Genomic DNA, 18,460 nt, shown 5'->3' with positions numbered 1-18,460 from the left:
CGTAGGCGATCAATCTTCGAGTAATTTTTGTAACAAAACGCCGTTTAACATCGCACGTTTGATCATTGCGAATGCACCTAAGGTTGGTTGTTTGTCTATCTGAGAGGCAACAATCGGTAAGTCACTGTGGAACGTTGTTAAAGATTGGTTTTCAACATTGCGGCGAATTGCAGGGAAGACGATATCCTCACACTGAGTGATGTTACCCGCAATGATGACTTTCTGTGGGTTGAACAAGTTAATGGTTATCGCGATCGCTTTACCCAATTGATTACCGACGCGCACTAAGCTTTGTTTGGCCAGTTCATCACCAAGATTTGCGTGCTCACACACGTCACCAATGGTGATGGATTCTAAGGCTGTTAAACTTGATTCATAACCTTGCGCAATCAGTTTGTTTACGCGCTCAACAATTGCTGGGTTTGCGGCAACGGTTTCTAAACAACCAAAGTTCCCGCATTGACACTGTTCACCGAGTGGGTCGATTTGAATATGACCAATCTCACCAACATTTCGGTTATAACCAAGGAAAACTTGCCCATTAACAATGATGCCCGCACCGGTACCTCTGTGAACACTGACTAAAATGGAGTCTTGGCAGTCTTTGCTGGCGCCAAAGTAATGCTCTGCGAGCGCCATGCCACGAACGTCGTTACCCACGAAACACTGAACGTGGAAGGTATTTTTAACGAGTTCAGCCAAACCAAGGTTATCAATAGTGATGTTAGGCATGTATTCGACAACCCCTGTTTCTGGGTTGACTAGACCAGGTAAAGAGATGCCGATGGCGATAAGTTGATTGATAATCGTGTGATTATCAGTGATGAACTGTTTGAGATGAGAGAGTAAACCGTCAACGAGTTCATCTTGCGTGGTGTAGAAGAATTCTGTGTAGTCAGAAGCAAGCTCTTTACCACCCAAGTTGTACAAACTGAATTGGATGTAGTCTCGTCCAATACGTACTGCCACTGAATGGAACGGTTCCACTTCTGTTGTCAAAGAGATCGCTCTGCGTCCCCCTGTCGAAGCTTGTTGCGCGACCTCCTTAATTAGGCCGCGCTCGAGAAGTTGGCGGGTAATTTTGGTAACACTGGCAGGAGCAAGTTGACTGACATCAGCGACTTGGATCCTAGAAATCGGGCCTTGCTGGTCAATCAATCTGTATACAGCTGCACTGTTTAGTTGCTTAACTAAATCTACGTTACCTATTTGTCCGCCATTCATTCTTAATTTTGCTCGTATTGTCCGTTAACAACAGTCGCTTGAACATTGAAGTCACGATCAAATACGGTCAGGTTAGCAACCATGCCTTTCTTAACGCGGCCTAGTTTATCTTCCATACCGATCGCTTTCGCTGCATACAAAGTAGCCATACGAAGTGCTTCGTCCAATGCGATTCCGACGTGCTCAACTGTATTTTGAACTGCTTCAATCATAGTGAGTGCTGAGCCGCCAAGTGTGCCATTTTCATCAACACACTTACCATCACGGTAATATACTTTCTTACCTACAAAAATAAAGTAATCCATGTCAGCGCCTGCAGGAGCTGTGGCATCGGTCACTAATACTAATTTTTCACCCTTAATTTTGTGAGCAATACGGATGTTTGCATAATCCACATGGAACCCGTCTGCGATGATACCGGCGTATACGTCAGGCGTGTCGTAGATTGCCCCAACAACACCTGGTTCACGACCAACCATTGGCGTCATCGCGTTAAATAGGTGAGTCGCAAAAGTAATACCTGCATCGAAGCTACGTCGAGCTTCCGCATAAGTTGCATTGGTGTGACCAATCGACACAACAATCCCCGCATTCTTTAAGCGTTCGATGTGTGCTGGCTCATTGTGCTCTGGTGCTAGCGTCACTTTAGCGATGACATCTGCATTTTCACACATGAAATCGATCATGCTGTCATCGGAAGGGCGAATGTAATCGACGCTATGGATACCTTTTTTCGCTACGTTAAGGTAAGGGCCTTCAAGGTGAAGACCAAGTGATTGGTTTTGGTATTTTGCGTGATATTCACGAGCTGCTGCAACCGCTTGGCGCATGTCTTCATCTGATGAAGTGATGAGCGTAGGAAGGAAGCTTGTACAACCTGACTTAAGGTTAGCTTCGTGCATGATTTGCATGGTGTCTGCGGTGATTTCATCGTTTAGCATAACGCCACCGCAGCCGTTTAACTGTAGGTCAATAAAGCCTGGGCTAACATTCGCGCCGCCAAGATCGCGTGTTTCAATGCCCTCAGGTAGCTCTGAAATTGGGCAAACAGCGTCAATCAACTCATTCTTGATGACGACCGCATGATCAACGAGAACTTCGTTACCGGTATAGATTTTACAGTTAGTTAGCGCATACATGGTTAGCTAATCCTTATGTTTAGATTCTTAATACTTTTTAGTCATCTAATTGAAGTCATTATGCCACAAACTGAGACTTTATTTGTACGCTTCAATTAGGTTGCAAAATATCTTTAGCAAACGAAAAATGATTCAATCTATGTCGTGCTTTCGAGCGATAAAAGCTTGCCATGAAAAGAATAGGAGTAAAAGGATGGGAATCTATTCACCCGTTGTATGGCAATACTTGAAAGCTTTTCTACGATAAGAGAATACTTCGAATCTTATCCGATGATTGCTATTTTTTCGTATTGTAAAATAAGTTTTATGATCTAGCTAGCAAAAACCTTCCCGATTGGCTGTTTCTGGTGATTAGGATCACAAATGATGAGGTTTTAATTTGCGGAGCAAAATTAATGTCATAAACTGACCTTGACTAAATTGAGCGACTAAAAAAAGTGGCTCGGCCAAAATACAAAAATCCTATAGGGGGAACTTAAGGTGAATATTCTTGGATATGCGCAAAAGTTAGGTAAAGCTCTTATGCTACCTATCGCAACGCTTCCAGTTGCGGCGCTTTTACTACGCTTAGGTCAAGGTGACCTATTAGACATTCCGTTTATGGCACAAGCTGGTGGTGCTATCTTCGGTAACCTTCCACTACTATTCGGTCTAGGTATCGCGATCGGTCTTTCTAAAGACGGAAACGGTGCTGCAGGTCTTGCGGGTGCGGTAGCGTACTTCGTACTAACTGCTACGGCAACAACAATCGACGCTAGTGTAAACATGTCGTTCTTCGGCGGTATTATCGCTGGTATCATCGCGGGTCACTCTTACAACGCTTTCCACGCAACTCGCCTTCCAGAGTGGCTAGCATTCTTTGCTGGTAAACGTCTAGTTCCTATTATGGCTGGTCTGTTTGCTCTCGTAGCTGGTGCTATCGGTGGTGTTGTATGGCCAACTATTCAAGGTGGTCTTGACGCTCTAGCACACGCAGTATCTACATCTGGCGCTATCGGTCAGTTCGTATACGGTACTCTTAACCGTGCACTTATCCCTGTAGGTCTTCACCACGTTCTTAACTCATACTTCTGGTTCGGTATGGGTACTTGTCAAGAGATCCTAGTAACTGGCGCGCAAGCTGCTGGTCAGGCTCTACCGTCACTACAACAGCTTTGTGTTGACCCAGCTCTAGCGAAGACTCTTGTTGCTGGCCAAACTCACACATTTGAGTTTGCTAACTCTGTAACTCCAGAAATCACTGCAACAGTAAAAGAAGTTACTGAAACTGTTAAATCTGGTGACCTACACCGCTTCTTCGGTGGCGATAAAGGTGCTGGCGTATTCATGAACGGCTTCTTCCCAATCATGATGTTCGGTCTACCAGGTGCAGCACTTGCAATGTACCTAGCAGCTCCTGCTGAAAAACGTAGCCAAGTTGGTGGTGCACTATTCTCAGTAGCATTCTGTTCTTTCCTAACAGGTATCACTGAGCCGCTAGAATTCATGTTTGTATTCCTAGCACCTGCTCTATACGCAATGCACGCTGTATTTACAGGTCTGTCTCTAGTTGTTGCTAACATGTTTGGTACGCTACACGGCTTCGGTTTCTCTGCGGGTCTAATCGACTACCTATTGAACTTCGGTCTTGCTACTAAGCCTCTACTACTGGGTGCAATCGGTCTTGGCTTCGGTGCTCTATACTTCTTCACATTCAGCTTCGCAATCCGCGCTTTCAACCTGAAATCACCAGGTCGTGAAGATGACGAAGAAGCTGCAGGCTCAGCGTCAACTGGCGAAGCTAAAAATGGTGACCTAGCACGCCAATACCTAAAAGCTCTAGGTGGTCATGACAACCTAACTTCTATCGATGCTTGTATCACTCGTCTACGTCTTACTCTTAAAGACCGCTCTGTTGCTGACGAAGCTGTACTTAAGAAACTAGGTGCGAAAGGTGTGGTTAAGCTAGGTGAAAACAACCTTCAAGTTATCTTAGGTCCTCTAGCGGAAATCGTTGCTGGCGAAATGAAAGCAATCGGTGCAAACGAAGACCTATCAGATGTAAAACTTCCTTAATTACCTCGAGTAAGTTAAGTAAGTAACAAAAGCCTCCTTCGGGAGGCTTTTTTGCGTTTATGAGCTTTGTGATGAAATTTGAGGACAAACAATGCTAGCTTCTTAACCAGACAATGAAAAAAAAGGTGTTTTCGCTCGAGATATTGTTGTGTATTCCACCAGAATTGTGGATCATTAGTCGCTATGTGCTTGACGGAGGGAGATGCCGTCAAGATAAAGAATTATCTGAACAATACTACAACAATTGAGGTGCTATAGATGAGTGAAGCTGAGGCTCGTCCATCGAATTTCATTCGCCAAATCATCGATAAAGATTTAGCGGATGGTACACACACAAGCGTGCATACTCGTTTCCCGCCAGAGCCGAATGGTTATCTGCATATCGGTCACGCTAAGTCAATTTGCTTGAACTTCGGTATTGCTCAGGACTACCAGGGTCAGTGTAATCTTCGTTTTGATGACACAAACCCAGAAAAAGAAGACGTTGAATACGTTGAGTCAATTAAGAATGATGTGAGCTGGTTGGGCTTCGAGTGGAGCGGTGATGTATGTTACTCATCAAACTACTTTGACAAGCTTTACGGCTACGCAGTGGAATTAATTAACAAAGGCTTAGCGTACGTTGAAGAGCTAAGTCCTGAGCAGATCCGTGAATACCGTGGCACACTTACCCAGCCTGGTAAGCCAAGCCCGTATCGTGATCGTACACCTGAAGAGAACCTAGCGTTATTCGAAAAGATGCGTGATGGTGGCTTCGAAGAAGGTAAAGCGTGTCTACGCGCGAAGATTGACCTTGCCTCTTCATTCATCGTATTGCGCGATCCTGTTCTATACCGTGTTCGTTTCGCCGAGCATCACCAAACGGGTGACAAATGGTGCATTTACCCAATGTACGATTTCACGCACTGTATCTCTGATGCGTTAGAGGGTATTACGCACTCTATCTGTACGCTTGAGTTCCAAGATAACCGTCGTCTATACGACTGGGTTCTAGACAACATCACGATTGATTGTCAGCCTCGTCAGTACGAGTTCAGCCGTCTGAACCTTGAGTACACGGTAATGTCTAAGCGTAAGCTAAACCAGTTAGTGACTGAGAAATTGGTTGATGGTTGGGATGACCCACGTATGCCAACCATTTCGGGTCTGCGTCGTCGTGGCTTTACGCCAGCATCTATTCGCGAATTCTGCAAGCGTATTGGTGTAACTAAACAAGACAACATGATTGAAATGGGTTCATTAGAGTCTTGTATTCGTGATGACCTAAACGAAAATGCACCGCGTGCCATGGCTGTTCTTGACCCTGTTAAGATCGTGATTGAAAACTTCGAAGAAGGTAAAGTTGAGTCACTAACGGTTGCGAATCACCCGAACAAGCCAGAAATGGGCGAACGTGAAGTGCCGTTTACTCGTGAAGTTTGGATTGAGCGTGAAGACTTCCGTGAAGAAGCGAATAAGAAATACAAGCGCTTGGTTCTAGGTAAAGAAGTTCGCCTACGTGGTGCGTATGTGATCAAGGCTGAGCGTATCGAGAAAGATGCAGAAGGTAACATCACAACTATCTTCTGTACGTACGATAACGAGACGCTAGGTAAGAACCCTGCAGATGGTCGTAAAGTGAAAGGTGTAATCCACTGGGTATCAGCGGATAAAGGTCTTCCTGCTGAAATTCGTTTGTACGATCGTCTATTTACAGTACCTAACCCGGCTGCAGCAGACAACTTTGCAGAAACGATAAACCCTGACTCTTTAGTTAAGCTTAATGGTTTTGTAGAACCAAGCTTGGCTAATGCGAAAGCTGAAGCAGGTTATCAATTTGAACGTATGGGTTACTTCTGTGCCGATGCGAAAGACTCAAAGCCAGAAGCTCTCGTCTTCAACCGTACAGTAGGTTTGCGTGATACATGGGCTAAGATTGAAGCTAAGTAATCACCATTTGTAAACGCCATAAAGCCAGTCCTTGAGACTGGCTTTTTTATCGATATCTAAAATGAGTAATAAAAAAACGCCAGCTTATCGCTGACGTTCTCATTTGGGTGTTTAGATCGAATTACTTTTTCGATTTATGTGCATCTGGGTTGTCTTTGCAACTGCCATCAGCGCATTTTCCGTATAGGTACAAACTGTGGTTGGTTAACGTTACATTGTATTGTGCGGCAATTTCTTTTTGGCGCTCTTCAATGACATCGTCTGAAAACTCAATCACTTCGCCACAGTCTAGACACACAAGGTGATCGTGGTGGTGCTGAGTTGAAAGTTCGAACACAGACTTGCCACCCTCAAAATGGTGGCGGGTCACAATACCTGCGTCATCAAATTGGTTCAAGACACGATACACAGTCGCAAGACCGATCTCTTCCCCAAGATCAATCAGCTTTTTATATAAATCTTCAGCGCTAATGTGTTGGCATTCTGGCTGCTGGAGTACTTCTAAAATCTTTAGTCTAGGAAGGGTTACCTTTAGACCAGCATCCTTAAGCGCTTGGTTATTGTCTGACATATACTTTCCTGTTGATGATCTGCAGTAATTAACAGAATTCAATATTCCTATCATTATAGGGCAGTCGCAAGCAACAATAAACCACGAAGTTCAAAGGGTTACTAGGGATTTTTAATAAACAAGGTTTACGTCACTGATATTAGAGGTCTAACCAGTTACAATTGTGTAACATTGTTCATATTTATTCAGGGTAGTTTGAATGGGAAACTGGATGTCTAAGATCTACAAACCGAAGATCGTTAAACTTGCATTGAACAGTTGGCCGCCATTCTGGGGAGCTGGCATTAAGATTCTCTCCATCAGCGATGATTTCCGCGAAGTTAAAATGAAACTCAAGTTGCGTTGGTGGAATAAAAATGCCAATCGCACCCAATATGGCGGAAGTATTTTTTCGCTCACCGATCCCGTTTATTCTCTGATGCTAATGGGAATTCTGGGCGACCAATACTATGTTTGGGATAAAGAAGCGAGCATCAACTTCATCAAACCTGGACAAAGCGATTTGTATGCAGATTTTATTGTGCCTTCTGAGCAACTGGAAGAGATACTTCGTCAAACCGCTAACGGAGAGAAGTGCTTTCCAGAGTTTGTTATTCACGTTAAAGATAGAAATGGCAACGTGGTTTCTGAGGTTCAACGTAAGCTGTATGTACGAAAAAAACCAAAATATAGGGAAGAGGCTCAGCAGCAGACGGCATAAAAAAACCTCCGCATGCGGAGGTTTTGAATTTAATATGAAGAAAGCGATTAGTCTTCTAATTCGGCAAGACACATCTCTTCGTGAATTTGCTTACACCAATTGTTTACGCGCTCTTCGGTCAATTCTGGTTGACGATCTTCATCAATACACAAACCAACAAATAGGCTGTCGTCGCCTTCAACCAAGCCTTTAGAAGCTTCGAATTCATAGCCTTCAGTTGATGTGTAACCTAGGATAGTACCGCCTTTTGCTTCAACGATGTCACGAACCGTACCCATCGCATCACAGAAGTACTCAGCGTAGTCCTCTTGGTCACCACAACCAAAGATAGCGACTAGCTTAGTCGAGAAATCGATTTGCTCAAGCTCTGGGAAAAAGTCATCCCAATCACACTGTGCTTCACCGTAGTACCAAGTTGGGATACCTAGTAGCAGAAGATCGAAGTTGTCGATATCTTCTTTGCTGCTTTTCGCGATATCTTGTACGTGAACCAGTTGTTTACCTAGTTGCTTTTGAATCATCTTTGCAACAGCTTCAGTGTTACCTGTATCGCTACCAAAGAAGATGCCTACACTTGCCATAGATTCGTTACCTTTACTAATTTCTGTTGTGGGCACGGTTAATATCAGCCGATACCACCACCTTCCCAACTAAGCTGAATAATACCTTTGGCGATAAACCCAGCACAGCCTAGGAAAAGGACTAACCATACAATACGACGACCGAAAGGGGGAACATTACCCGCTTTTAAGACATCTTTTATTGCCATACCGATAAGAAAGAAGATAGACGCAAAAAGTAAATCGAGACCAATTGACTCGAGCATGTTCATGTAGTCGTAGAGCATGGAATCCCTTTATGCCAAATTACTTGCGCCGCACTATACCACTGTTAGTAGATAAAGTTAACGGTGAGAATGTAACTCATCTCTCAATCTGTTTTACCTAAGATGCTTTCGTATAACACGCAAAACTTCGGTAGGTTTTTCTGCGTGTAACCAGTGTCCAGTATTTGCAATCACATGTGCCTTTACATTGGAAAACTGTTGTTGAACGTGAGTCTGGTGCTCGGCAGTCAGATAGTCGGAATCACCGCCCTTTATGAACAAGGTAGGAGTATCGACTTGTTGGATTGGGGTCCAACCGAGAATCTGCCAATAGTTTTCCCAGAGGCTCTGAACATTAAAACGCCAGGTAAAGTGATCACCAGAGTTGTAGAGCGATTTTCCGAGAAACTGTCGAACGCCATCTAGCTCAATATGGTTGGCTAAAACTTCGAGTGCTTGTTTGCGACTTGTTGGACGCTCGCTCAGTACCGCTTTTAATCCATTGAACACGTTATCGTGGCGACTCTGTGTATATTGTACTGGGGCCATGTCAAGGACGATCAATTGTTCCACACGATCGTGGTCGATGGCACACACTTGCATGGCGACTTTTCCTCCCATCGAGTGGCCAATAAGAGTGTACGTCTCGAGCTTGAGCTCATTCACCAGTTGGATCAAGTCTTGAGCCATTAAGTCGTATGTGTGTTGGTCGCTTTGAAATGATTGACCGTGGTTGCGCAGATCGACGCTAATCACTTGGTAGTCTGCGCGTAGGTCGCGTGCAAGTAATCCAAGGTTGTCCAAGTTACCAAAGAGACCGTGGATCAATATGATCGGCTGGCCATTCCCTTCGACTTTATAGTTGAGCAGTTGTGACATTTTATTATATTCGTAGCAGGTTAACCGTAGAGTCTCTGTAAAGATCTCGCTATAATCCCCCAGAGTTTAAACATAGAGATTGTGAAAAGCGAATGAAAACAATTGAGGTTGATGAGGATCTATACCGTTACATCGCAAGTCAAACCCAACACATTGGTGAGAGTGCGTCCGATATTTTGCGCCGTCTTTTAAATGTTGACGGTCAAAATGCGCAACCAACACCTGTTGCAAATCCGGTTGAGCCAAAAGGCATTGTCGTAAGCCGTGATGCAGGTATGGAAGAGACAGTCGATACTGTCAAAGAGATGCGTTCTTTATTGATTTCAGATGAGTTTGCAGGGCTTAAAAAAGCGATTGATCGATTTATGTTGGTGTTATCAACTCTTCATCGCATTGACCCAAATGGTTTCTCCGAAGCAACACAAGTGAAAGGCCGTAAGCGCGTTTACTTTGCCAATGATGAGCAAACCCTTCTAGCTAGCGGCAATACGACTAAACCGAAAGCGATTCCACATTCACCATTTTGGGTGATTACAAACACAAACACGAGTCGTAAACGGCAGATGGTCGATCAACTGATGGGAAGAATGAATTTCCCGTCAGATTTGACAGAAAAAGTTGTCAACTCAATTTAAAGAAGTCTGATAAAAACCTCATAATGCTCAAGTCACTTCCAGTATTATGAGGTTTTTTGTTTTATATAATTTTAAGAAAGGATGTCAACATGGCTATGCACCCACGTGCTGGAGAAAAAGCCCAACAACAGGATTTACACAATATTCCTGCTTTGGTCTCTAACTACTTCTTACTTCAACCCGATCCTGCAAACACTGATCACAAAGTCGAGTTCGGTACATCCGGTCACCGAGGAACGGCGGACAAATCAACTTTCAATGAACATCATATTCTTGCAATCGCTCAGGCAATTGCAGAAGTTCGCGCTGAAAAAGGCACAACAGGTCCTCTGTTTGTTGGTAAAGATACGCATGCGTTGTCTGAGCCTGCGTTTTCAAGTGTTGTTGAAGTTTTGATCGCAAATGGTGTGCAGGTGATTGTGCAGCAAGATAATGGTTACACTCCAACTCCAGGTGTGTCGCACGCAATTCTGACATATAACCTCCAGCATGAAGATAAAGCGGATGGTATCGTCATCACGCCATCGCACAACCCGCCGCAAGATGGTGGTATTAAGTACAACCCGACACACGGTGGCCCAGCGGAAGGTGAACTGACTAAAGCGATTCAAGATCGCGCGAATGTTCTCATTGCTGAGGGGCTGCAAGGTGTTAAGCGTATGCCGCTTGCGGATGCAAAGGCGTCAGAACTGTTCGTTCAAATGGATCTCGTTAAGCCGTACATTGATGACCTAGTGAATGTTATCGACATGGAAGCGATCCAAAAGGCGAATCTAAAGCTTGGTGTTGACCCACTTGGTGGCAGTGGTATTGATTACTGGCGTCAAATTGCTCAAGCGTACAACCTTGACCTGACGCTAGTGAGTGAAGCCATCGACCCATCGTTCCAGTTTATGTCGTTAGATAAAGATGGCGTGGTTCGTATGGACTGTTCATCTCCTTACGCGATGGCAGGCTTGCTAGCACTTAAAGATGAGTATGATCTAGCGTTTGGTAATGACCCAGATTATGACCGTCATGGTATCGTGACGCCAAAAGGTTTGATGAACCCTAACCACTTCCTAGCTGTATGTATCGATTACCTATACCGCCATCGCGAGGGTTGGGGTAAAGATGTTGCTGTCGGTAAGACGCTGGTATCAAGTGCGTTGATTGACCGTGTTGTCGCGGATCTTGGTCGCGAACTTTGTGAAGTGCCAGTTGGCTTCAAATGGTTTGTTGACGGTCTTTATGAAGGTAAATTCGGCTTTGGTGGTGAAGAGTCTGCAGGTGCTTCATTTCTACGCAAAGACGGTACGCCGTGGTCAACTGATAAAGATGGCATCATCTTATGTCTGCTAGCCGCTGAAATCACAGCGGTAACAGGCAAGAATCCACAAGAATACTACGAAGAGCTAGCAGCGAAACACGGTGCGTCTGAGTACAACCGTATTCAAGCTGTGGCAAATGGCCCACAAAAAGCCGTGTTGTCTAAGCTTTCTGCTGAAATGGTAACGGCTGAGACACTCGCGGGTGATGCAATTACGGCTCGCCTTACGCATGCTCCGGGTAATGGCGCTGCGATTGGCGGTCTTAAAGTGACTACTGAAAATGGCTGGTTTGCTGCGCGTCCATCGGGCACTGAAGATATCTACAAAATCTACTGTGAGAGCTTTAAAGGTGCCGAGCACTTAAAACAGATCGAAGCAGAAGCGCAAGAGATCGTAAATCAGGTATTCGCTAACGCAGGCCTGTAATTCAATCGATGACTTGTTTTGTTAAGGGCTGACAATTGTCAGCCCTTTTTTATATCTTTAATTTGGCCAACTATCAGGCACAACAAACCAAAATTGACCACCTTGGGTCTGAGCATGAACAAATCGTCCATTGGGTTTGTCGATTGGGGTATTGAATTCTTCCAAACCAATAGCCCAAAGCGGCTTTTCGAGTTCATAGAGCGGTTCGTCTATCAGATCCCATTGACTTTGATAGCACCAATAACCAGTAATTTGGCTAGGGTTTATCGTAAGCCCTAGGCACTCTTTCGGAGTTGTCTCTGGCGAAAAAGGATTGATATATAGCCGCCCTTGAATTAGCAGACGCTCAGTGAGACCAGAGTAGTGAGGGTACTGTTCAAGGAACTCAGGGGAAGCGCTCATTTTTAGTTGATGAGAGAGCATCCTAGCGAGCTTTTTATCGAGTTGATCATGAGCATTAGGACCATACCAGATCCCTTGGTGTAGCAAGTAAAACTTGATGGCGACTTCCCAATGTTCATTTTGTTGGCATTGACGGTTTTTTAAAATGAGATCAATCGCCCCTAATGTTTGGCCTGACGTTTTGTTGATTTGAATCTCTTCTTCTAGCAGCGAGTACTCTTCGCTATTCCTTAAGAGCTCTGTGCATAGGTGTTGATAGATGAAACCGAGTCGAGGGTTCCCCAGATAATCATCTTGTGTTAGAGGAGTGATATTCAGTGCTTTGATGTCGACAAATGGTGGTGTTATCTCAAACAGTGACGGCGTCTCATGGACCCAGTGATAAAAACGTTCTAAAGCGTTCATCCTTAAACCTACATCTACTCAAACACCGGTATTGTAGCGAGGTGCTGGTAAGGTTGCTATGGTTCGAATACACTTTGCTCACTAAGATAAAGCACAATGTTAGCAATTAGATGGAAGCTGTCATGAACAACTTGCAATTAGAAAGAATCCTTAACGAGAAGCTCTCTCCACAGCTAATCAAAGATTATGCACCGAACGGTTTGCAGGTGGAAGGGAAGGAGCAGATAAGAAAGATCGTAACCGGCGTGACGGCTTCGCAGGCATTAATTGATAAAGCAGTTGAGCTCAATGCTGACGCGCTGTTAGTTCATCATGGCTATTTTTGGAAGGGTGAACCTGAACCTATCCGCGGTATGAAGGGCAAGCGTATTCGTACCTTGATTAAAAATGATATCAACTTGTTTGGCTATCACTTGCCGTTGGATATCCACCCTGAGCTGGGTAACAATGCGGAGCTGGCAAGGCTGCTAGATATTCAAGTGGAAGGAGGGATGGAAGGGCACCCTCAATCTGTTGCCATGTATGGTCGTCTCAAGACGGCTATTTCTGGTGAAGAATTTGCTGAGCGTATCAACAAGGTGTTGCAACGTGCGCCATTACATATTGTTCCCGAAGGGGCGGATAAAATGATCGAAACCGTAGGTTGGTGTACTGGTGGTGGTCAAGATTTTATTGAGCTAGCTGTTCAGCAGGGGTTAGATGCCTTTATTTCAGGTGAGATCTCGGAACGTACTACATACACGGCACGTGAAATGGGTATCCATTATTTCTCCGCGGGTCATCATGCGACTGAGCGATACGGTGTGAAAGCGTTAGGCGAGTGGTTGGCAGATGTACATGGCTTGGATGTTGAGTTTATAGATATTGATAATCCCGTATAGGGCCAAGATATTCTTGAATGTTGAAGATAAAAGAAAGGGTTGATGTTTGCACATCAACCCTTTTTTAGTTACTTGTTAGCGATTATTCACGTTCATGAATAGGCTGGAAGTCACGTTGTACTTCACCAGTGTAAAGCTGACGTGGACGACCGATGCGGTTTAGAGGATCACTGTGCATTTCGTTCCAGTGTGCAATCCAACCGATAGTACGAGAAATAGCGAAGATCACGGTAAACATTGATACGGGAATACCGATCGCTTTAAGGATGATACCTGAGTAGAAATCTACGTTCGGGTAGAGTTTCTTAGACACGAAGTAATCGTCAGAAAGTGCGATACGCTCAAGTTCCATCGCGACGTCTAGTAGTGGATCTTTGATATTGAGCTCTTTCAGTACTTGGTGACAAGTTTCACGCATTACCGTAGCACGTGGGTCGTAGTTTTTGTAAACACGGTGACCAAATCCCATTAGGCGGAACGGGTCATCTTTGTCTTTCGCGCGCTCAACATACTCAGGAATGTTTTCCACGCTGCCGATTTCTTCAAGCATCTTCAGACATGCTTCATTAGCACCACCGTGCGCAGGACCCCATAGCGAAGCGATACCTGCAGCGATACATGCGAATGGGTTAGCGCCTGAAGAGCCAGACAAACGAACCGTAGACGTAGATGCGTTTTGCTCGTGATCCGCGTGTAGCGTGAAGATTTTATCCATTGCCTGAGCAACAACAGGGTTAACTTCATACTCTTCACAAGGATTTGCGAACATCATATGTAGGAAGTTCTCTGCGTAGCTTAGGTCGTTGCGAGGGTAGATAAATGGTTGGCCGATAGAGTACTTGTAACACATCGCTGCCAGTGTAGGCATTTTCGATAATAGACGATATGCCGCAATTTCACGGTGCTCGTCATTGTTGATGTCTAGTGAATCGTGATAAAACGCAGCGAGTGCGCCAACCACACCACACATAACTGCCATTGGGTGAGCGTCGCGACGGAAGCCATGGAAGAAGCTTGCGATTTGCTCATGTACCATTGTATGGCGCGTTACTGTCGTTTTGAATTGCTCGTATTGTTCACGGGTAGGGGCTTCACCATAAAGAAGGATGTAACACACTTCTAAATAATCAGCATTATTAGCTAACTGATCAATCGGGTAACCGCGGTGCAAAAGAATACCTTTGCCGCCATCGATGTAGGTGATTTGAGATTCACAAGATGCAGTGGCAAGAAAACCTGGGTCAAAAGTGAAAAATCCATTCGCTCCAAGTTTACGAACGTCAATTACAGGTGTACCTAGGGCACCTTCCATAATTGGCAGTTCGATTGGCGCTTGACCTTCAACATGAAGGGTAGCTTTCTTATCCGCCATAACAATCTCCTTTGTTTTATTATTTAATCCGTCCAGGATGTTTGTGTGACATTTTTGTACGTGTATTCGTTATCAAAGTCAATTTCTCTCCTCTGATGTGTGCACTTGTTATGATTTTTTGAACACGTAAGGTTAAAAATCTGTGCTGTGTAGCAAAAATTGTTACATCAATTGTATTAGAATGTTGCCAGCCGTATAGTGGCGCAGTAAATTTTGGTGGAAACCTAATAAATTCAAGGCTTGAAACAAATGTGAGGTGAAGTTTTTAGTCTTGTTGTTAACAAATATTTTACAAAATACCCGGTCCAATATGAGGGTTAATTGTTAAGTAAATGTTAACTTTTGCAGGTTTTGCAACCAAAATTCGTTCATAACTATAAATGCTCAATGGAGCTGAGTGAGCAAGCCCGTGAAAGAAAGAAAGTCAAGACCTGTTAATTTAGATTTACAGACCATCCGCTTTCCGATCACAGCAATCGCATCTATCTTACACCGTGTCTCCGGTGTAATTACGTTTGTCGCGGTCGGGATCCTACTTTGGTTACTATCCATATCCTTATCTTCCCCTGTCGGTTATGCAGAAGCAGTCGACATCGTAGATGGCTTCTTTGTGAAGTTTATCTTGTGGGGAATCCTAACGGCATTGGCCTACCACATTGCTGGTGGTATCCGTCACTTGTTGATGGATCTCGGTCATTTTGAAGAGCTGGAATCTGGCGCAATGAGCGCTAAGGTTGCATTCGCAGCGACAGCCGTATTGTCATTATTAGCGGGGATCATGGTGTGGTAAAACATATTTCATCTTTTGGTCGTAATGGCGTGCACGATTTCTTACTGATTCGTGCTACTGCGATCATCATGACACTTTACACTATTTATCTGGTTAGCTTTTGTGCTTTCACAGATATTTCTTACGTATCTTGGACTCAGTTCTTTGGTGGCACGTTCACTAAAGTGTTCACGATGCTAGCGCTGGTTTCAGTACTTATCCACGCTTGGATAGGCTTATGGCAGGTACTGACGGATTACATTAAATGCGCGAAGCTTCGTGGTGGCCTCCAACTCGGTGTGATTGCTGTGTTGTTAGGTTATTTCTTCTCTGGTCTATTTATTTTGTGGGGTGCGTAAGTGTCTATTCCAGTTCGTGAATTTGATGCCGTAGTAATCGGCGCAGGTGGTGCAGGTATGCGTGCTGCACTGCAAATCTCTGAGCAAGGCCTTTCATGTGCATTGCTCTCAAAAGTATTTCCAACCCGTTCACACACAGTTTCAGCTCAAGGTGGTATTACGGTAGCGCTAGGTAATGCGCACGAAGACCACTGGGAACAGCACATGTACGATACAGTCAAAGGTTCTGATTACATTGGTGATCAGGATGCGATCGAGTACATGTGTAAGAACGGTCCAGAATCTGTCATCGAACTAGAGAGAATGGGTCTCCCATTTTCACGCTTCGACAATGGTAAGATCTATCAACGCCCATTCGGCGGGCAGTCTAAGAACTTTGGTGGTGAGCAAGCGGCTCGCACTGCAGCGGCTGCTGACCGTACAGGTCACGCGCTTCTTCACACGTTGTACCAACAAAATATCAAGCACAAGACAACGATCTTTTCTGAATGGTATGCGCTTGATCTAGTTAAGAATGAAGATGGTGCTGTGCTTGGCTGTACGGCTCTTAGTATGGAAACCGGTGAAGTTTGTTACTTCAAGTCTAAAGCGACAGTTCTTGCGACTGGCGGTGCCGGTCGTATTTACGCGTCTACCACTAATGCTCACATTAACACGGGTGACGGTGTTGGTATGGCGCTACGTGCGGGTGTTCCAATGCAAGACATGGAAATGTGGCAGTTCCACCCAACTGGTATCGCTGGTGCGGGTGTTCTTGTTACAGAAGGTTGTCGTGGTGAAGGTGGTTACCTTCTTAACAAAGATGGCGAGCGCTTCATGGAGCGTTACGCGCCTAACGCAAAAGACCTTGCAGGTCGTGACGTGGTAGCACGTTCAATGATGATCGAAATCCGTGAAGGTCGCGGCTGCGATGGCCCTTGGGGTCCTCACATTAAACTGAAACTGGATCACTTGGGTAAAGAGACGCTTGAGTCACGCCTACCGGGTGTTTGTGAACTGTCGCGTACCTTCGCACACGTTGACCCAGTGAAAGAGCCAATTCCAGTAATCCCTACTTGTCACTACATGATGGGTGGCATTCCAACGCAAGTATCAGGTCAAGCGATTAAGCAAGACGAAGCTGGCGCAGATGTCGAAGTTCAAGGCTTATTCGCTTGTGGTGAGATTGCCTCTGTATCAGTACATGGCGCAAACCGTCTGGGTGGCAACTCGCTACTTGACTTAGTGGTGTTCGGCCGTGCAACAGGTTTACACCTTGGCGAAACGCTAGCGAAACAAGCGGATGCGAAACCAGCGACTGAAGCCGATATTGAGCGTTCTCTAGAGCGTTACAACCGTTGGGAAAACAGCACTGAAGGTGAAGACCCAGCGCAAATCCGTAAAGATCTACAGCAGTGTATGCAGAACAACTTCTCGGTATTCCGTGAGGGTGACGCAATGGCTAAAGGTCTAGAAGAGCTAAAAGTGATTCGTGAACGTCTGAAAAACGCACACCTTGCGGACAAATCGACAGAGTTCAACACTCAACGTATTGAATGTCTAGAGCTTGAAAACCTGATGGAAACAGCTTACGCAACGGCTGTAGCGGCAAACTACCGTACAGAAAGCCGTGGTGCTCACGCTCGTTTTGACTTCCCAGATCGTGATGACGCGCAGTGGTTATGTCACTCGATTTACAATCCGGAAACAGAAGCGATGGCGAAACGCGACGTGAACATGGAACCTGTTCATCGTGACGCATTCCCGCCAAAAGCTCGTACGTACTAAGGAAAGGAGGACATAATTATGAAACTGAATTTCTCTTTGTACCGCTACAATCCGGATGTCGACCAAAAGCCTTACATGAAAGACTACACGCTTGAGGTAGAAGAAGGTTCGGACATGATGCTATTGGATGCTTTGATTCTGCTTAAAGAGCAAGATCCGAGCATTTCATTCCGTCGCTCTTGCCGTGAAGGTGTATGTGGTTCAGATGGTTTGAACATGAATGGTAAAAATGGCCTAGCGTGTATCACGCCACTCTCTGCACTAAAAGCAGACAAGATAGTGATTCGTCCACTACCAGGCTTACCTGTTGTGCGTGATCTTATCGTTGACATGACACAGTTCTATGATAACTATGCGAAAGTTAAGCCATTCTTGATGGATGATGGTGCGTTGCCACCTTCACGAGAGAATCTACAAACACCAGATGAGCGTGCTCACTTAGATGGATTGTATGAATGTATCATGTGTGCATGTTGTACAACATCTTGCCCATCTTTCTGGTGGAACCCGGACAAATTTATCGGCCCTGCGGGTCTACTTGCAGCGTATCGTTGGCTAATTGATAGCCGAGATACCGCGACAGATGAACGTTTGTCAAATCTTGATGACGCATTTAGCGTTTTCCGTTGCCACGGCATCATGAATTGTGTAAGTGTTTGTCCTAAGGGGCTAAATCCGACGAAAGCTATTGGCCACATCAAGACAATGCTGGTAAACCGCTCCGTCTAATTTAACAACAAAAATTGCCGACCCACCAACGGGTCGGCTCTTAATAGCTCGGCATAAGACCGAAGCAAACGTGAAAACTACT

The 18,460-nt window shown here is 45.0% G+C and carries 18 protein-coding genes; 10 read left to right on the top strand and 8 right to left on the bottom strand.

The genetic code is table 11. The features are described from left to right. Window positions 1-9: 9 nt before the first annotated feature. Both nagC and nagA read right to left on the bottom strand, forming a co-directional pair. Window positions 10-1,224 carry a DNA-binding transcriptional regulator NagC gene (gene nagC / locus RJ47_RS06370; protein WP_038140102.1) on the bottom strand — a complete coding sequence of 405 codons (1,215 nt, stop codon included), beginning with the start codon at window positions 1,222-1,224 and terminating at the stop codon, window positions 10-12. Between the two features lie 2 nt (window positions 1,225-1,226). Then, on the bottom strand, window positions 1,227-2,363 hold the full coding sequence (gene nagA / locus RJ47_RS06365) for an N-acetylglucosamine-6-phosphate deacetylase (protein WP_039478007.1): 1,137 nt from the start codon (window positions 2,361-2,363) through the stop codon (window positions 1,227-1,229). A gap of 480 nt (window positions 2,364-2,843) precedes the next feature. Between nagA and nagE the strand changes: the two genes are divergently transcribed. Both nagE and glnS read left to right on the top strand, forming a co-directional pair. Next, window positions 2,844-4,418, top strand: a complete 1,575-nt coding sequence (nagE, locus tag RJ47_RS06360; protein ID WP_038140104.1) for an N-acetylglucosamine-specific PTS transporter subunit IIBC — start codon at window positions 2,844-2,846, stop codon at window positions 4,416-4,418. 258 nt (window positions 4,419-4,676) lie between these two features. Then, window positions 4,677-6,347 carry a glutamine--tRNA ligase gene (gene glnS, locus RJ47_RS06355; RefSeq protein WP_038140105.1) on the top strand — a complete coding sequence of 557 codons (1,671 nt, stop codon included), beginning with the start codon at window positions 4,677-4,679 and terminating at the stop codon, window positions 6,345-6,347. A gap of 121 nt (window positions 6,348-6,468) precedes the next feature. Here the strand turns inward: glnS and fcrX are convergent, their stop codons facing one another. Beyond that, the gene (fcrX, locus tag RJ47_RS06350) at window positions 6,469-6,918 is read right to left on the bottom strand and encodes a ferric iron uptake transcriptional regulator FcrX (protein ID WP_038140106.1); all 450 of its coding nucleotides are present in this window, start codon (window positions 6,916-6,918) and stop codon (window positions 6,469-6,471) included. A 199-nt stretch (window positions 6,919-7,117) separates the two neighbouring features. On the opposite strand from fcrX, the gene RJ47_RS06345 reads away from it, so the two are divergent. Beyond that, the gene (locus RJ47_RS06345) at window positions 7,118-7,618 is read left to right on the top strand and encodes a DUF4442 domain-containing protein (RefSeq protein WP_039478002.1); all 501 of its coding nucleotides are present in this window, start codon (window positions 7,118-7,120) and stop codon (window positions 7,616-7,618) included. Window positions 7,619-7,665: 47 nt separating this feature from the next. On the opposite strand, the gene fldA is transcribed toward RJ47_RS06345, so the two are convergent. The 3 genes from fldA to RJ47_RS06330 all read right to left on the bottom strand — a co-directional run bounded on the left by fldA (window position 7,666) and on the right by RJ47_RS06330 (window position 9,323). Then, window positions 7,666-8,199, bottom strand: a complete 534-nt coding sequence (fldA, locus tag RJ47_RS06340) for a flavodoxin FldA (RefSeq protein WP_038140110.1) — start codon at window positions 8,197-8,199, stop codon at window positions 7,666-7,668. A 44-nt stretch (window positions 8,200-8,243) separates the two neighbouring features. Continuing rightward, window positions 8,244-8,465 carry a DUF2788 domain-containing protein gene (locus RJ47_RS06335; protein WP_004413180.1) on the bottom strand — a complete coding sequence of 74 codons (222 nt, stop codon included), beginning with the start codon at window positions 8,463-8,465 and terminating at the stop codon, window positions 8,244-8,246. A 93-nt stretch (window positions 8,466-8,558) separates the two neighbouring features. Then, window positions 8,559-9,323: an alpha/beta fold hydrolase gene (locus tag RJ47_RS06330; RefSeq protein ID WP_038140112.1), complete on the bottom strand. Its 765-nt coding sequence runs from the start codon at window positions 9,321-9,323 to the stop codon at window positions 8,559-8,561. Window positions 9,324-9,415: 92 nt separating this feature from the next. Between RJ47_RS06330 and seqA the strand changes: the two genes are divergently transcribed. Together seqA and pgm are read left to right on the top strand one after the other, a co-directional pair. Then, window positions 9,416-9,958 carry a replication initiation negative regulator SeqA gene (gene seqA / locus RJ47_RS06325; protein WP_038140114.1) on the top strand — a complete coding sequence of 181 codons (543 nt, stop codon included), beginning with the start codon at window positions 9,416-9,418 and terminating at the stop codon, window positions 9,956-9,958. Between the two features lie 89 nt (window positions 9,959-10,047). Then, complete coding sequence (pgm, locus tag RJ47_RS06320) at window positions 10,048-11,694, top strand: phosphoglucomutase (alpha-D-glucose-1,6-bisphosphate-dependent) (RefSeq protein WP_039482511.1); 1,647 nt, start codon at window positions 10,048-10,050, stop codon at window positions 11,692-11,694. A gap of 57 nt (window positions 11,695-11,751) precedes the next feature. Here the strand turns inward: pgm and RJ47_RS06315 are convergent, their stop codons facing one another. Next, the gene (locus tag RJ47_RS06315; protein WP_039482508.1) at window positions 11,752-12,501 is read right to left on the bottom strand and encodes a DUF1853 family protein; all 750 of its coding nucleotides are present in this window, start codon (window positions 12,499-12,501) and stop codon (window positions 11,752-11,754) included. A gap of 122 nt (window positions 12,502-12,623) precedes the next feature. On the opposite strand from RJ47_RS06315, the gene RJ47_RS06310 reads away from it, so the two are divergent. After that, window positions 12,624-13,382 carry a Nif3-like dinuclear metal center hexameric protein gene (locus tag RJ47_RS06310; RefSeq protein ID WP_039482506.1) on the top strand — a complete coding sequence of 253 codons (759 nt, stop codon included), beginning with the start codon at window positions 12,624-12,626 and terminating at the stop codon, window positions 13,380-13,382. An 82-nt stretch (window positions 13,383-13,464) separates the two neighbouring features. On the opposite strand, the gene RJ47_RS06305 is transcribed toward RJ47_RS06310, so the two are convergent. After that, window positions 13,465-14,754 carry a citrate synthase gene (locus RJ47_RS06305; protein WP_005476008.1) on the bottom strand — a complete coding sequence of 430 codons (1,290 nt, stop codon included), beginning with the start codon at window positions 14,752-14,754 and terminating at the stop codon, window positions 13,465-13,467. A 397-nt stretch (window positions 14,755-15,151) separates the two neighbouring features. Between RJ47_RS06305 and sdhC the strand changes: the two genes are divergently transcribed. From sdhC to RJ47_RS06285, 4 genes are read left to right on the top strand one after another with little or no spacing between them, the layout of a single operon-like run. After that, window positions 15,152-15,544 carry a succinate dehydrogenase cytochrome b556 subunit gene (gene sdhC, locus RJ47_RS06300; RefSeq protein WP_038140119.1) on the top strand — a complete coding sequence of 131 codons (393 nt, stop codon included), beginning with the start codon at window positions 15,152-15,154 and terminating at the stop codon, window positions 15,542-15,544. Next, window positions 15,538-15,882 carry a succinate dehydrogenase, hydrophobic membrane anchor protein gene (gene sdhD, locus RJ47_RS06295; protein ID WP_038140120.1) on the top strand — a complete coding sequence of 115 codons (345 nt, stop codon included), beginning with the start codon at window positions 15,538-15,540 and terminating at the stop codon, window positions 15,880-15,882. The genes sdhC and sdhD overlap by 7 nt, the downstream gene beginning before the upstream one ends. Then, the gene (gene sdhA, locus RJ47_RS06290; RefSeq protein WP_038190004.1) at window positions 15,883-17,649 is read left to right on the top strand and encodes a succinate dehydrogenase flavoprotein subunit; all 1,767 of its coding nucleotides are present in this window, start codon (window positions 15,883-15,885) and stop codon (window positions 17,647-17,649) included. Window positions 17,650-17,667: 18 nt separating this feature from the next. Then, on the top strand, window positions 17,668-18,378 hold the full coding sequence (locus tag RJ47_RS06285) for a succinate dehydrogenase iron-sulfur subunit (protein WP_005476046.1): 711 nt from the start codon (window positions 17,668-17,670) through the stop codon (window positions 18,376-18,378). The last annotated feature ends 82 nt before the right edge of the window (window positions 18,379-18,460 follow it).

It is taken from the genome of Vibrio sinaloensis (assembly GCF_000808535.1).
In the GTDB taxonomy this organism is placed as follows: domain Bacteria; phylum Pseudomonadota; class Gammaproteobacteria; order Enterobacterales; family Vibrionaceae; genus Vibrio; species Vibrio sinaloensis_D.
This window is presented reverse-complemented; position numbering and strand designations above follow the sequence as displayed.

Excerpts from the sequence above, each read along its gene's own strand:
- nagC (WP_038140102.1), bottom strand. The coding sequence starts at position 1,224 with ATGAATGGCGGACAAATAGGTAACGTAGATTTAGTTAAGCAACTAAAC.
- nagA (WP_039478007.1), bottom strand. The coding sequence starts at position 2,363 with ATGTATGCGCTAACTAACTGTAAAATCTATACCGGTAACGAAGTTCTC.
- glnS (WP_038140105.1), top strand. The coding sequence starts at position 4,677 with ATGAGTGAAGCTGAGGCTCGTCCATCGAATTTCATTCGCCAAATCATC.
- fcrX (WP_038140106.1), bottom strand. The coding sequence starts at position 6,918 with ATGTCAGACAATAACCAAGCGCTTAAGGATGCTGGTCTAAAGGTAACC.
- RJ47_RS06345 (WP_039478002.1), top strand. The coding sequence starts at position 7,118 with ATGGGAAACTGGATGTCTAAGATCTACAAACCGAAGATCGTTAAACTT.
- fldA (WP_038140110.1), bottom strand. The coding sequence starts at position 8,199 with ATGGCAAGTGTAGGCATCTTCTTTGGTAGCGATACAGGTAACACTGAA.
- RJ47_RS06335 (WP_004413180.1), bottom strand. The coding sequence starts at position 8,465 with ATGCTCTACGACTACATGAACATGCTCGAGTCAATTGGTCTCGATTTA.
- RJ47_RS06330 (WP_038140112.1), bottom strand. The coding sequence starts at position 9,323 with ATGTCACAACTGCTCAACTATAAAGTCGAAGGGAATGGCCAGCCGATC.
- seqA (WP_038140114.1), top strand. The coding sequence starts at position 9,416 with ATGAAAACAATTGAGGTTGATGAGGATCTATACCGTTACATCGCAAGT.
- pgm (WP_039482511.1), top strand. The coding sequence starts at position 10,048 with ATGGCTATGCACCCACGTGCTGGAGAAAAAGCCCAACAACAGGATTTA.
- RJ47_RS06315 (WP_039482508.1), bottom strand. The coding sequence starts at position 12,501 with ATGAACGCTTTAGAACGTTTTTATCACTGGGTCCATGAGACGCCGTCA.
- RJ47_RS06310 (WP_039482506.1), top strand. The coding sequence starts at position 12,624 with ATGAACAACTTGCAATTAGAAAGAATCCTTAACGAGAAGCTCTCTCCA.
- RJ47_RS06305 (WP_005476008.1), bottom strand. The coding sequence starts at position 14,754 with ATGGCGGATAAGAAAGCTACCCTTCATGTTGAAGGTCAAGCGCCAATC.
- RJ47_RS06285 (WP_005476046.1), top strand. The coding sequence starts at position 17,668 with ATGAAACTGAATTTCTCTTTGTACCGCTACAATCCGGATGTCGACCAA.